14 protein-coding genes are annotated in these 14,120 nt (G+C 52.6%); 7 read left to right on the forward strand and 7 right to left on the reverse strand.

Features of this window, described 5'->3' with window-relative positions; all coding sequences use genetic code 11:
• Positions 1-123 precede the first annotated feature (123 nt).
• Positions 124-699, forward strand: a complete 576-nt coding sequence (locus HZZ01_RS07175) for a cytochrome b (protein WP_179896092.1) — start codon at positions 124-126, stop codon at positions 697-699.
• A gap of 1 nt (position 700) precedes the next feature.
• Entirely contained in the window at positions 701-1,276 is a 576-nt protein-coding gene (locus HZZ01_RS07180; RefSeq protein ID WP_179896093.1) for a YceI family protein, read from the forward strand.
• 39 nt (positions 1,277-1,315) lie between these two features.
• Here HZZ01_RS07180 and HZZ01_RS07185 read toward each other — a convergent pair whose 3' ends face one another.
• Complete coding sequence (locus tag HZZ01_RS07185) at positions 1,316-2,365, reverse strand: rhodanese-related sulfurtransferase (RefSeq protein WP_179896094.1); 1,050 nt, start codon at positions 2,363-2,365, stop codon at positions 1,316-1,318.
• A 243-nt stretch (positions 2,366-2,608) separates the two neighbouring features.
• Between HZZ01_RS07185 and HZZ01_RS07190 the strand changes: the two genes are divergently transcribed.
• The 3 genes from HZZ01_RS07190 (at position 2,609) to HZZ01_RS07195 (ending at position 4,868) form a co-directional block, all read left to right on the forward strand.
• The gene (locus HZZ01_RS07190; protein WP_179896095.1) at positions 2,609-3,532 is read left to right on the forward strand and encodes a Kdo(2)-lipid IV(A) acyltransferase; all 924 of its coding nucleotides are present in this window, start codon (positions 2,609-2,611) and stop codon (positions 3,530-3,532) included.
• A gap of 536 nt (positions 3,533-4,068) precedes the next feature.
• Positions 4,069-4,335, forward strand: coding sequence for a hypothetical protein (locus tag HZZ01_RS20950; RefSeq protein WP_255434135.1), 267 nt, complete (start codon positions 4,069-4,071; stop codon positions 4,333-4,335).
• A gap of 131 nt (positions 4,336-4,466) precedes the next feature.
• The gene (locus HZZ01_RS07195; RefSeq protein WP_179896096.1) at positions 4,467-4,868 is read left to right on the forward strand and encodes a MysB family protein; all 402 of its coding nucleotides are present in this window, start codon (positions 4,467-4,469) and stop codon (positions 4,866-4,868) included.
• On the opposite strand, the gene HZZ01_RS07200 is transcribed toward HZZ01_RS07195, so the two are convergent.
• The 3 genes from HZZ01_RS07200 to HZZ01_RS07210 form a co-directional block, all read right to left on the reverse strand.
• The gene (locus HZZ01_RS07200; protein WP_179896097.1) at positions 4,859-5,098 is read right to left on the reverse strand and encodes a YceK/YidQ family lipoprotein; all 240 of its coding nucleotides are present in this window, start codon (positions 5,096-5,098) and stop codon (positions 4,859-4,861) included. The two genes, HZZ01_RS07195 and HZZ01_RS07200, sit on opposite strands and share 10 nt — an antisense overlap.
• A 130-nt stretch (positions 5,099-5,228) precedes the next feature.
• Positions 5,229-7,781, reverse strand: a complete 2,553-nt coding sequence (mdoH, locus tag HZZ01_RS07205; protein ID WP_179896098.1) for a glucans biosynthesis glucosyltransferase MdoH — start codon at positions 7,779-7,781, stop codon at positions 5,229-5,231.
• The gene (locus HZZ01_RS07210; protein WP_179897116.1) at positions 7,774-9,309 is read right to left on the reverse strand and encodes a glucan biosynthesis protein G; all 1,536 of its coding nucleotides are present in this window, start codon (positions 9,307-9,309) and stop codon (positions 7,774-7,776) included. The genes mdoH and HZZ01_RS07210 overlap by 8 nt, the downstream gene beginning before the upstream one ends.
• A gap of 268 nt (positions 9,310-9,577) precedes the next feature.
• On the opposite strand from HZZ01_RS07210, the gene mdoC reads away from it, so the two are divergent.
• Entirely contained in the window at positions 9,578-10,720 is a 1,143-nt protein-coding gene (mdoC, locus tag HZZ01_RS07215) for a glucans biosynthesis protein MdoC (protein WP_179896099.1), read from the forward strand.
• 168 nt (positions 10,721-10,888) lie between these two features.
• Here the strand turns inward: mdoC and HZZ01_RS07220 are convergent, their stop codons facing one another.
• A complete protein-coding gene (locus HZZ01_RS07220; RefSeq protein ID WP_179896100.1) occupies positions 10,889-12,349 on the reverse strand; it encodes a phospholipase D family protein in 1,461 nt (486 codons plus the stop codon).
• Between the two features lie 155 nt (positions 12,350-12,504).
• Between HZZ01_RS07220 and HZZ01_RS07225 the strand changes: the two genes are divergently transcribed.
• The gene (locus tag HZZ01_RS07225; RefSeq protein ID WP_179896101.1) at positions 12,505-13,662 is read left to right on the forward strand and encodes a beta-glucosidase; all 1,158 of its coding nucleotides are present in this window, start codon (positions 12,505-12,507) and stop codon (positions 13,660-13,662) included.
• Here the strand turns inward: HZZ01_RS07225 and HZZ01_RS07230 are convergent, their stop codons facing one another.
• Together HZZ01_RS07230 and HZZ01_RS07235 are read right to left on the reverse strand one after the other, a co-directional pair.
• A complete protein-coding gene (locus HZZ01_RS07230; RefSeq protein ID WP_179896102.1) occupies positions 13,663-13,836 on the reverse strand; it encodes a hypothetical protein in 174 nt (57 codons plus the stop codon).
• A gap of 39 nt (positions 13,837-13,875) precedes the next feature.
• Entirely contained in the window at positions 13,876-14,019 is a 144-nt protein-coding gene (locus HZZ01_RS07235) for a hypothetical protein (protein WP_179896103.1), read from the reverse strand.
• Positions 14,020-14,120 lie beyond the last annotated feature (101 nt).

Genomic DNA, 14,120 nt, shown 5'->3' on the forward strand with positions numbered 1-14,120 from the left:
TGGTCATTTTTATTCAACCTTTTCACATCAGTAACAGAAATTTATAGAAGCGTAAGGACGATTGCTTTTATATTTCATAATGTGGATGCTTATTTCAGATTATTTCTTAATGAAAAACCCATTATGTTATTACGCAATTCACCTTATCAGTTTGGACTGGTTGCCGTGTTGCTGCACTGGTCAATGGCGCTGGCAATCTATGCCATGTTTGCGCTGGGATTATGGATGGTGGGACTGAGCTACTACGATAGCTGGTATCACGACGCGCCGGAGATTCATAAAAGCATAGGCGTGATTCTGCTGCTGACGCTGATTGTTCGTCTGGTGTGGCGTGTTATTTCACCGCCACCCAAATCGCTTAGCAGTTATTCCCCACTGGTACGCATCAGTTCAGTGGTAGCCCACCTGTTGCTGTACACCCTGCTGCTGGCCATTCTGATCAGTGGCTATTTAATCTCCACCGCCGATGGCAAACCGATCACGGTATTTAACTGGTTTACCCTGCCCGCGCTGTTTAGCGGCGCAGGCGAGCAGGCTGACCTTGCAGGCAACATTCACCTCTGGCTGGCCTGGACGGTTGTGGTCCTGTCAGTGCTGCATGGTCTGGCTGCGGTAAAACATCATTTTATCGATCGTGATAGCACCCTAAAACGGATGTCAGGTTTACGCATCTCTTCTCCCTCTGAAAAGGATAAATAATATGTTTAAGAAGACGCTGCTGGCGATGAGCGCTGCCAGCCTGCTGCTCGGTTCGATGACCGCCAATGCTGCAGACTACAAAATCGATAAAGAGGGCCAGCATGCCTTTATTCAGTTCCGTATTCAGCATCTGGGTTACAGCTGGCTTTACGGCACCTTTAGGGATTTCGATGGCAGCTTCACCTTTGATGAGAAGAACCCTGCGGCAGATAAAGTCGACGTCACCATTAACACCAGTAGCGTCGATACCAATCACGCGGAACGTGACAAGCACCTGCGCAGCGCTGACTTCCTGAATACCAGCAAAAACCCGCAGGCCACGTTCAAATCCAAAGAGGTAAAAAAAGAGGGTGATGAGCTGAAGATTACTGGCGACCTTACGCTGAATGGCGTGACCAGACCGGTGACGCTGGAGGCGAAAATGCTGGGTGAAGGTAAAGATCCGTGGGGCGGTTACCGCGCTGGCTTTGAAGCCGAAGGGGAAATTGCACTGAAAGATTTCAACATCACTAAAGATCTGGGGCCCGCTTCGCAGAAGGTGCAGCTGATGATCTCGGTTGAAGGCGTGCGTCAGTAAAAAAACACGCCGCCTGAAGCTGACTTCAGGCGGCCACGCTTATTTCCTGACTGGCGAGGGAATGGTCATGTTTAACAGGCCACGCGACTTGTTAAAGATCTTGTTGCCATTCTCACGTCCCGCCCGGCGAGCACGTTGCTCTTCCGGAGAGAGTTTTGCCTCTTCCTGACAAATCGGGCTGCAGCAGTTTTCAAACTTCTCTGCGCAGTTTTTGCACTGAATAAACAGCAGATGACAGCCGTCATTGACGCAATTGACGTGGGTATCACAGGGTTCACCGCACTGATGACAGTTCGACAGTACGTCGTCAGAAATCCTTTCACCCATCCGCTCATCAAACACAAAGTTTTTGCCTTTAAAGCGTACCGGTAATCCCTGCTCACGGGCGCGTCGGGCATATTCGATGATGCCGCCTTCGATGTGATAGACATCCTCAAAGCCATTATGCCGCATCCAGGCGCTGGCTTTTTCACAGCGAATCCCGCCGGTGCAGTACATCACGATCTTTTTATCTTTCTTGTCCTGCAGCATATCAACTGCCATTGGCAGTTGATCACGGAAGGTGTCAGCAGGCACTTCCAGCGCATTATCAAAGCGACCCACTTCATATTCGTAGTGGTTGCGCATATCCACAAACAGGGCATCAGGATCGTCCAGCATGGCGTTAACTTCTGCCGCTTTCAGATACTGGCCCACATCGCTGGCATCAAAACTGTTGTCTTCAATGCCGTCCGCCACAATGCGGTCGCGCACTTTCAGACGCAATACCCAGAACGATTTTCCATCATCATCCAGCGCAATATTCATCCGCAGGTTGTTCAGCGCCGAATCAAAGCCATACAGCCACGCTTTCATCGTTTCATACTGGCTGGCTGGCACGCTAATCTGCGCATTGATACCTTCGTGCGCCACATAGACGCGGCCAAACACCTTAAGTGCCGTCAGGCCAAGGTAAAGCGCGTCACGGAATGCTTTGGGATCGGCAATCTGGAAATATTTATAAAAAGAGACAGTGGTGCGCGGCTCAGTTTCAGCCAGCATGCGCGCCTTCAGCTCTTTATTGGAAACGAGGTTATGTAACACTGGCATGGTGTTCTTTCCTGTTATCAATAGGAGAAATTTAGCGGGCACATGATACCTGATTTCACCGGGATGCAAAGACCAGTGTCAGAATTGAACATTAACTGCTGTTTTTTCCGGCGCTATCTGTTGCGTTAACAGCAGCATGCTCTGTTAGTAATATTTATACGTACGGTAAAAACTGGCACAATGGGGTAATACAATGAGATATCAGCACCGCACGGTGCGCGACGCAGGAAAAATTACTTTCACATGACCCAGTTGCCTCAGTTTTCACGAGAACTGCTTCACCCGCGCTATTGGCTGACCTGGCTGGGTGTCGCTTTTCTTTATCTTTTGGTGCTACTTCCCTATCCCCTGCTCTATGTTCTCGGCTGCAATATTGGTCGAATTGGAATGCGCTTTATGAAGCACCGCGTCAGTGTTGCGCGGCGTAATCTGGAATTAAGTTTCCCGGATATGCCAGTAAATGAACGCGAAGCGATGGTTAAACACAATTTCGAATCGGTTGGCATGGGATTGATTGAGACCGGTATGGCGTGGTTCTGGCCTGACTGGCGCATCAATAAATGGCATAAGCCTTCCGGGCTGGAACATATTCAGCAGGCGCGGGACAGTCAGCGTGGCGTGCTGCTCATCGGCATGCACTTCCTGACACTGGAAATTGGTGCGCGCATGTTTGGTATCCATAACCCAGGCATTGGTGTCTATCGTCCTAATGACAATAAACTGATCGACTGGCTGCAGGTTAAAGGCCGGATGCGATCCAACAAAAGCATGCTGGACCGTAAAGATCTTAAAGGCATGATCCGGGCACTGAAGCAGGGTGACATTATCTGGTATGCACCCGATCACGATTATGGCCCGCGTAGCAGCGTCTTTGTGCCCTTCTTTGCCATGCAAAAAGCAGCAACCACGGTGGGAACTCATCTGCTGATCCGCACCGGTAAACCGGCTGTCATTCCTTTCGTGCCGCGTCGTCTGCCTGGCGGTCGGGGTTATGAACTGATGATACTGCCCGACATCAGCGGCGAATTTACGCTGGAAAGTGATGTCGCCACCGCAGCCAGAATGAATCAGGTGGTTGAAGAGGGTGTGCTGCTGGCACCTGAACAGTACATGTGGCTTCACCGCCGCTTCAAAACCCGCCCCGAAGGCGAACCGTCCCGCTACTAATGTGTTCGCGCTAAATGTCGGTCAGGCATTTAGCGCGTTTTACGCCATTTCCTGCTAAATAAATACGTCGCTCATCGCTACGTTATCCTTTAAGCGAAACCGCAGGTCCAGTAATTAATGAAATCCTAAAATAATAATATAACGCCTCTCTATTTAAAATTAACTCCGCTAATCAATTTAAAGGTCACAAAGCGCTATTCAGCCTGTTTCTGTTTTTATTAATTAATAGTGCAGTGTGTTCTGTTAAATAAGTGATGGCGCTGATTATTCTTTAAGCCAGGCCTAATCCTATTTAGCCAGTCTTAATGGTGTCTTAGCGCTTATGAATCGATTAAAATTAACTTAGATTACAAGCTATTGCCTTGCGGATTTAGCTTATATTCCAATTTACATCTTTTTAACAACCCGATAGACCGTTATGGCATTTGAAGTCATTTACGCTTATCGGTAATTTCTCCCATGACAGTCAGACGTCTAACGTCTCCGACCAAAATTATAAAAAGACAACACAGCAAACCTCTAATGGGACAATTAATATGAACAAAGGTCTCTACTATTACGTCACTATTGGTACCGATCAGGACAATTATCATTTTCTTCATCGTAAGGGGTGCAAACGTATGCCTGACAAAGAAGAGGTCATATTCATCGGCACTTTATATAACCTGAGTCAGGCTCTCTCTATCGCCAGAATTAATTTTAAAAAAGTTAAACCCTGTATAAAATGTTGTATCCGCTACTCAGCCCCCGTGATTCATGACTCTGTGCAACCCGTGCTGCACTTCCCGCAAAAGATGATCTGACCCTGACTGGCGGGAAATGGTTTATTTCCCGCCAGTTACACTGGCACGCCCTTTCCCTCCCCTGAATTTCGTCTATCCTTCACTGAAATCCAATGAATTTGCAGTTAATGAACCCGGTAAGGAGAAGATCGATGAGCATGTACAGTACGTTAGAGGAAGCGATTGATGCTGCACGTGAAGAGTATCTGGCTAATCACCCTGAGGTAGATGAAGACGAAGCATCGATCAGCCAGTTTGGCCTGCAGAAGTATGTGATGCAGGATGGCGATATTATGTGGCAGGCTGAGTTCATGGCCGATGAAGGTGAAGCAGGCGAGTGTCTGCCGTTCCGCAGCGGTGAAGCCGCACAGGCCATTTTTGATGCTGATTTCGACGAAGTTGAACTGCGTCAGGAGTGGTTAGCGGAAAACACTCTGCATGAGTGGGATGACGGCGAGTTCCAGCTTGAGCCGCCGCTGGACACCGAAGAAGGTGAGGCCGCAGCGCAAGAGTGGGAAGATGATAACAGCGACTCCGATCGCAGTTACTCGTAAGGACCGTGACTGGCATCCACCGGTAATAACAGGGTGTCAACCACCAGCGACAGCGGCAAATCGAGGATCGTTAAGACCCGCCACCCGCTGTCGCGTACATCCCACTGTACGCCCGGGTAATACTGGTTACCGTGCCCCTGCCCGGGGAAGGTCCGACTGATGATACTGCCGCATCCGCTTAAACAGAGCACCGCTGTTGCGACAACACCCGCCTTTAAAAACGCTTTCACCACTGATACCCGCCATGAACAGCCGTTGAGAACGTCACGCGCTGCCCGCGGTGACTGCCAGCTAACAATTTATCAGCGAATCGCTGTTTTAATCCCATAAAAAAAGCGGCATCGCTGCCGCTTTTTCAGATTACGCGTTTTTTGCCAGCGCGTTGGGGTTGAGGTTAAGTTTCTGATAACTCTCTACCCACTGATGATACTTGTCCGCATTTTCCCAGAGTCGGGTATGAACACGGGCCAGCACCACCGGATCGCTGATCAACTGCAGACGCTGTTCGCGGCCCAGTTTATCCGGCGAATCGCTCAGCGCCTGGTCCACGCGGCGGTCACGTGCATAGTCCAGTAGCTGACTTTGCCTGTGGCGCGATGTCGCCAGTGCGGTTGCAAGCGCGTTAAAGGCAGGATGGAACAGGGCATGCATAAAGCCATTTTCCAGCGCACGTTCACGGTTCAGCAGCACATAGCGATCGGTATCCACCAGCTCCTGCGGCGGCGAATACTCTTCCGGGATCAGGAACAGTTTGGCTTTCTTGCTCTTAATACCCAGTGTTGAGCGGCTCGACATCACCGAAACGAACGGCGACAGGATCAGTGAGAAGACGATCGGAGCCAGCCACCACAGGAAGTTAAGATCCAGCAGTCCCATTCCTGTCGCCCACACCAGACCTAATGCCATCTGCGAACCGTGACGTTTAAACGCCTCGCCCCACGGAGTGGCATCGTCATCACGCTGCGGTGAGTTCCACACCACTTCCCATCCGAGGAAGGCGCTGACGACGAACACCGTATGGAACAGCATACGCACCGGTGCCAGCAGCACCGAGAACAGCGTTTCCAGAACCAGTGAGGCCAGCAGGCGCAAAGGACCCCCATAAGCCTTCGATCCTTTAAACCAGATCAACACGACACTCAGCATCTTCGGCAGGAACAGCAGGACCATGGTGGTCGAGAACAGCGCGATCGCCAGCTCCGGACGCCACTGCGGCCAGACCGGGAACAGCTGCCTTGGTTGCAGGAAGTAGGTCGGTTCCATCAGCGTATGCACCACCTGTAAGGCAGTGGAAAGGGCCAGGAACATAAACCACAGCGGAGCCGACAGGTAAGACATAACACCGGTCAGGAACACCGCACGGTGAACCGGATGCATTCCTTTTACCAGGAACAGGCGGAAGTTCATCAGGTTACCGTGACACCAGCGACGGTCACGCTTCAGCTCATCCAGCAGGTTTGGTGGCAGCTCTTCATAGGAACCCGGCAGGTCATAAGCAATCCAGACGCCCCAGCCAGCACGACGCATCAACGCAGCTTCTACGAAGTCATGCGACATGATTGAACCGGCAAAGGAGCCTTCGCCCGGTAACGGTGCCAGCGCACAGTGCTCGATAAAGGGTTTCACACGGATAATCGCGTTATGTCCCCAGTAGTGAGACTCGCCCAACTGCCAGAAGTGCAGGCCGGCTGTAAACAGCGGGCCGTAGACGCGGGTCGCAAATTGCTGACAGCGCGCATAGAGCGTATCCATACCCGATGCTTTCGGCGACGACTGGATGATCCCGGCATTCGGGTTAGCATCCATCATCCGCACCAGACCGGTGAGACACTCCCCGCTCATGACGCTATCGGCATCCAGCACGACCATGTAGCTATAGTTGCTGCCCCAGCGACGACAGAAGTCATCGATGTTGCCGCTTTTACGCTTCACACGACGGCGACGACGGCGATAGAAAATCTTGCCTGCCCCACCGACATCCCGCACCAGTTCCATCCAGGCTTTCTGCTCGGCAATGGCGATATCCGCATCGTAACTGTCGCTGAGGATGTAAACGTCAAAGTGTTCAGCGTTACCTGTGCGAACCACGGATTCCCATGTCGCACGCAGACCGGCGTAAACACGCTCAACGTCTTCATTACAGATCGGCATAATCAGCGCAGTACGATGTGCCGGGTTAAGCGGCTCATCTCCCACGGTTGAGTAAGAGATACTGTATTTGTCACGTCCAATCAGCAGTTGCAGGAAGCCCATCAGGGCTGTCCAGAAACCGGCAGAGACCCAGCAGAAGAGTATGGCGAACAGGAACAGAATACCCGTCTGCAACAGATAAGGCAGAATCTGCATCACCGACTGCTGCCAGTTCTGATTGATCATCTCCATCGGGTCCAGAAGCGTCCAGCCCTGATAAGGCAGAATGCTCTTCATGTACCAGGTAGCGACCACAGTCTGGAAAATGGTCAGGATCAGCAGAATGTAGCGGCGAATTGAACCGACATGACGCCACTTCTCCTCGGCACGCCGCTCTTCCGCGTTGGTATAACGCGGAATCGTTTTGTGTCCACGCAGTGAGTCCCAGGCACGGGCGACCGGGTTAGTACGCCACGCTTCCGGGAACATCAGTGAGCGTTTGACCTTCGGCATCGCTTTCAGCGTGGTGCGGTCAAGATAATCTTTACCCAACTGCTGACCGTCGGCCAGCGAATCGGGCCAGGCCATTTCAACCCGCGATGAGACCGATTTTAACGGCGCATCATCGGGACGATCACTGGCTGCGACATCCCTGCCCAGCGCATCATGGATGAAGTGGAACTCGCCGGCATTCTGCAATGAGACGCTCAGGCGAGCCTTCCCTGCCGCATCCAGCGGCAGAGATTCCACATAACGTTGAGGTGTAAAAGTCGATTTATTCATTGGCAGGTAACTGATAGCTCCAGGTTTCCGTCAATGTCTTGTCGCCGCTAACCAAGGCCGCACGCATTTCTGTGGACTGCTTGGCATCTTTCACACGCAGACGCAACACCAGACGCCAGCCTTTGGTGACCGGGTTATAACGTACGCTCTGCTCAACCACATCAGCATTTTTACCGACGCTGACCTGAGGTGCCACCTGACTGTTTTCCGCCATCTTGCTCATGTCTTTACCCACGAAGTCGATGGTGAAAGCCACGGTGCCATCCGGCTGACGCACCAGATTAGACTGCTTCACGTCACCCGCTGAACGCAGGGTATTTTTGACCCAGGCGGTATCATCGGAGTGCAGCTGATTTTCGTCACGCGAGAAGTGCAGACGATATTTGAAGTTCATCTCTTTGCCAGGCTCTGGCAGCGTCTCCGGCGTCCAGAACGCAACGATGTTGTCGTTGGTTTCATCTGCCGTCGGGATTTCAACCAGTTCAACCCGGCCTTTACCCCAGTCGCCAATGGGTTCAACCCAGCCGCTTGGACGCAGATCGTAGCGGTCGTCGAGATCCTGATAGTTGTCAAAGTCACGCCCACGCTGCAGCAGACCAAAACCTTTTGGATTCTCAATGGTAAAGGTGCTCACCGCCAGATGACGCGGGTTATTCAGCGGACGCCAAATCCACTCCCCGTTACCATTGTGGATAGAGAGACCGTCAGAGTCGTGCAGTGCCGGACGGAAGTTATTTACCGTCGAGGGCTGGTTCTGACCAAACAGGAACATACTGGTCAGCGGTGCAATACCCAGTTTACCGACGTTATCACGCAGGTAAACTTTAGACTGCACATCAACTGTCGACGCTTCACCTGGATGCAGCACAAAGCGATATGCACCCGCCGCACGCGGCGAATCAAGCAGTGCGTAGATCACCAGCTGTTTGTCCTGAGGTTTAGGACGCTGAATCCAGAACTCTTTGAAGCGCGGGAACTCTTCACCGGACGGCAAAGCGGTATCAATGGCCAGTCCACGCGCTGACAGGCCATAAACCTGACCGCCACCGATGACACGGAAATAGCTCGCGCCCAGGAAACTGGCGATCTCATCGTTTTTACCCTTGTTGTTAAGTGGGTAAAGCACTTTGAAACCCGCAAATCCGAGGTTTTTAACCGCTTCCGCGTCATGTTTTACATTACCGAAATTAAAATAATCGGGGTTGTATTTAATCTCGCGTACTGCACTGCCAGTCACTTCGTTGATCTGCACCGGGGTATCGAAATACATGCCCTGATGATAGAACTCCAGCTTGAATGGCGTGCGCAGTTTGCCCCAATACGCTTTATCGTGGTTAAACTGGATCTGCTGATAATCAGCAAATTTCATTTCACGAAATTGAGAGGGTAAATTGCTTTTAGGCGCTTCGAAGCTTTTCCCTGCCAACGCTTTGGCTTGTTTGGCTACATCATCGATGTTAAACGCCCAACTGTTATTGGCGTACAACGCCAGCAGAACTGCAGTACCAATCCAGCGTACCTTCAGCAGTCCGGCTTTATTTTTTTCTTTAGTCGGCACATCCCCCCCTTTCGTGTGCTTAAATCAAACCCGTTTATCTTAAAGGATTATTCGGTTTTCCGACAGCTTATGCGCAACATTGTTCCCGCATTTCGTCTGGCCTTACGCTACTTTTAGGACAATTAGACACTACGGATTCCACTGATAGTATACCTGGTTTATCCCAGGTAGAATTTTCACAGAGCATAATCCGGTTTCAGGGTGAAACCGGTCAAACGTACTAACGAACTGGAACTTTATGAGTACTGTAAAACCTGAACGTGAATACTTCCTCGATTCCATCCGCGCGTATCTGATGTTACTGGGGGTGCCGTTTCACGTTTCCCTCATCTACTCCGCGCAGAAATGGGCTGTCAATAGTCACGAGGCGTCGTTATGGCTGACGCTGCTGAATGATTTTATTCATGCGTTTCGTATGCAGGTGTTTTTTGTCATCTCCGGATACTTCTCCTACATGCTGTATCTGCGCTATCAGCCACGCCGCTTTCTGAAAGTGCGTCTGGAGCGCGTGGGGATCCCCTTACTCACCGCCATTCCCCTGCTCACGCTGCCGCAATTTTTCATGCTGAAAGAGTGGACAGATAAGCTGGCTGACTGGCCCCGCTTCACGCCCTATCAGAAGTTTAATAATCTGATGTGGGAGCTGATTTCGCACCTGTGGTTCCTGGTAGTGCTGGTGATGCTGACCACGCTGGGCATGGTGACATTCCGCTGGTTGCGCGATCAGCATCGCACCATTGATTACACGCGGGTTGGCTGGAGTGCACTGGCTGCTGGCGTGCTGGCGTGGGCGCTGGTGTGGTGTGTGTTCCGCCGTCTGGTGTTTATTTTCCAGCCTGACTGGCTGATGGATGGCTTGTTCAACATCGTTGTAATGCAGACGCTCTTTTATCTGCCGTTCTTTATGCTGGGCGCCCTGGCGTGGAAGCATCAGCCGCTGAAACTGCTGTTTGTGCGGTTTAATCCGGTGATGTGGATCGGCGCGGTAGTGATGTTTGTCGCCTACTGTACTAATCAGCGTCTGAGCAGTGGCGATGGCTGGTTGTATGAGCTGGATGCGATCATCACGACGCTGATGGGCCTCTGCATGCTGAACGTTTGCTTCTGCTTTGGTCACAAACTGCTGAACGCGCATTCGCCGCGCATCATGTATCTGGTCAATGCGTCACTGTTTATCTATCTGGTGCACCATCCGCTGACGCTGCTGTATGGCATTTATGTCACGCCACGGATTGAAAACAATACGCTGGGTTTCTTCGTCGGCCTGCTGATGGTGTTTGGCATCGCGTTTCTGCTTTACGAGATTCACCTGCGCATTCCGCTGCTGCGGTTCCTGTTCTCGGGTAAGTTTGAGCGCAGGCAGGCCGGAAAAGGGCATTGATGGTATTGCCTGAAGACAGCGAATAAACACAAGGCGATGGGAGCAAACTCTCATCGCCTTGCGTACAGCGAGCAGGCTCAGGGAGCCGGTACCCTTCGCTTTACGTCCAGAAATTGTCTGTGATAAGCAATCTGTGGTTTTGGAGCCCACTACGTTGAACAGCCCAGCTTACAGCAGCCACTCAATCGGCAGTCGCCACACCAGCCTTACCTGCAGGCGCTGCCACCAGGAGCAGCCCGGCTCGTGTTTATGCACAATCTGCTGCGGCTCATCCGGATATTCCAGCCAGTTTACCCTTCCCCACTTATCCAGCCGTAACGTCCAGGCCCGATCACGCATTGACTGGCTGAAGCGCTGATGCGTCTCTGCGGCAAGTGCCGCACTCTCAATGACCAGCCCCATCTCGGTATTCAGCACCGCTGAACGGGGATCGAAGTTAAATGAGCCGATAAACAGCGTCTGTTGATCCACCGAGAAGGTTTTGGCATGCAGGCTGGAGCCGGAGTTACCGGTTAATCCCCGGTCGTGCGGGGCATCAGGTACGCCCGTCTGCGGTTTCAGCTCATAGAGGGCGATGCCATGACGCAGCAGTTTTTTGCGCCACTTGGCGTAACCGGCATGCACGATCGACACATCGTTGGCCGCCAGCGAGTTGGTCAGAATGGCAATTTTTACCCCTTTGCGCTTCAGCGCCAGCAGTTGAGCCACGCCTGCACGCGTCGGCACAAAGTAGGCAGAGATAATATCGAACTGCTCCTGCGGGGTGCCAATCACTTCCAGCATCCGTTGTGGCAGCAGGCTTTTGGCGCGCGCTTTACCCAGCCCTTTACGCGGATCGTCGCTCAGCAGCCGCGCTTTTGCCCAGGTCAGGTCCAGCGTGCCCTCTTCCAGCTCCTGCAGCAGTGAGGAATTTTCCAGCCGCTGAAGGTAACGCTGCACCGGCTCACTGTGACGCCATTCAGGCGGCAGACTCACGCTATCCTCTTCTGGTTCATCTTCATCCAGTACCTGCTGCAGCTTTGATACTGGCTTGCTCCGCCAGTAGCGCTCAAAATCCTCTGCGACCTCTTTCACCACCGGACCAACCGCCATTACGTCGAGATCGGCAAACAGCGGTTCATTGCCGGTTCCGAAATATTCGTCGCCGATATTGCGTCCCCCTACCACGGTTGTGACACCATCCACCGTAAAGCTCTTGTTATGCATGCGACGGTTCAGACGGGCAAAATCGGTGAGATACCCCAACGCGCGCAGAGTGCGAAACGAAAACGGATTAAACAGCCGTACCTCGATGTTGGGATGGCGGTTGAGCTGGGCCAGCGTATCGTCCAGACCCGGTGTATTATTGTCATCCAGCAGCAGCCGCACCTTCACGCCGCGACGAGCCGCCTCCAGTACGGCGCTAAACAGCAACCGGCCAGAGAGATCGTTTTGCCAGATGTAGTACTGAATATCGAGTGAACGCTCTGCTTTTTGTATCAGCAGATAGCGGGCAGCAAAGGCATCCAGCCCGTCGCTTAGCTGATGAACACCGCTCAGCCCGGGATGACGCAGACACTCTGGCTCCAGTTGGGTTTTCAGCCAGCTGGACCGTTCCAGTGACGGGGAGAGCTCAAACGCTTCGGTCATGACAATTCCCTGTAAAATGCAGTTATTTTTATTATTCCCCGGCCCGACCTCAGGCGCCATACCACTGTTCCGATTGAGTGAACGGTCACGGGCGTTTTTTAGTCTAGACTTAACCGGACGATCTGTGACCGGCATTAGCCCGGCAGGAGAGGAATATGTCTCATCAACCCCCTACAGATACCCGCCAGCGCTACCATCCCAGCCTGTTTCGCAGCTTTTTCCAGGGCAGTTTCCCCTGCTCCACCGCCTGCCGTACACCGGGTAAACGGCTCGATATGGTCTTCAGCAGTGGACACGACATGCTACTGGAAAAAGATTATGCCGCGCTGGCTGAGCAGCACCTGCTTACCGCCCGCGACGGTGCCCGCTGGCATCTGATTGAAAAGATCCCCGGCCAGTATGACTGGCAAAGCTTTCTGCCGATGGTAGAAGCCGCGCGACGTCAGGAGATTGAGATCATCTGGGAGCTGGCGCACTTTGGTTATCCTGATCATCTTAATATCTGGAAAGCCGAATTTGTTGAACATTTTAGTCGTTTCGCCCGTGCTATGGCACAACTGATGCGCGATGAGGGCATTGAACGCCCCTTCTTCACGCCGGTGAATCAAATCTCTTTCTGGTCATGGGCCGGCGCTGATGTCGCCTGGTTCAATCCCCACGCGGCGAATCGCGGTAAAGAGCTGAAGCGCCAGCTTGTCCGTGCCTCGCTGGCGGCGATTCATGCCATTCGTGACGTTTATCCGGAGGCGCGCTTTGTCCTGACCGACCCGCTGGTACAGATTGCGCATCATCCCGATAACCCGGACAGCAAACCCTATGCCGATGCGCAGCATCAGGCGCAGTTCGAGGCCTGGGATATGCTTGCCGGTCGCGTCGATAAAGAGTTAGGCGGCAGTGAAGATTGCCTGGATATCCTCGGCCTGAACTACTATCCCGACAACCACTGGTTTTTCCCCGATCAACCGATGTCCCTTGAGGATCCGGCGCGCGTTCCGCTGCACATTTTGCTGGCACAGTGCTGGCAGCGCTACCAGCGGCCGATGCTGATTGCCGAAACCGGCGCAGAGGGCGACGCACGCGCGCCCTGGCTGCAGGAGATCAGTGAAAACGTGGCGGTAGCGCTGGATCAGGGCATTGCGATAGAGGGCATTTCGCTCTATCCAGTGGTGGAGTATCCCGCCTGGGCGGATGACAGGCGTTCACCGGGTCCGCTACTGGGATTAGCCGATCCCAATGGCAACCGTAACCTGCATGAGTCCCTGGCGCTGGTGTTGCGCAGTCAGCAAATTAAGTTCGCCACACGTAACGCGTGATCAGACGTGTTGAGAGGGGGGCTTTTTCGGGTAACAGGAGCGAACGTCGAGAGAAGGCTCGGCAGGATGACGAACATCGGTCAGCCACACCATGGTAAACAGGAAGGTGACGCCGATCAGACAGGCGGCCAGCAAACCGATAATTGCGATTAACTTGTCATCTCCGGAGTCCATCGCCTTCTCCTTATTCAATCCGTTGAATCCCTGTGCGTGTCAGCTCATCCAGAGCGTAATCATCAGGACAAAGATTATAAGCGTTACTGAGGTCACCACAAGTACCACTATCGCAAAGTGCGCATCGTCAAGTGACTGGCGAATCGGCTCATCGTGATCGTCGGGTGGCGAGGGCAAAGACATAACTATCCTGTAAAAAATAGGGACCGCCGGGTGTGATGCGGTGAATGACAGTGTAAATGAAAGGCTGTTTATCGTCCGGTTCTTTCGTCCAAAAAATAAAC

Source organism: Pantoea sp. WMus005 (assembly GCF_013415305.1).
GTDB classification, from domain to species: Bacteria; Pseudomonadota; Gammaproteobacteria; order Enterobacterales; family Enterobacteriaceae; genus Pantoea; species Pantoea rara.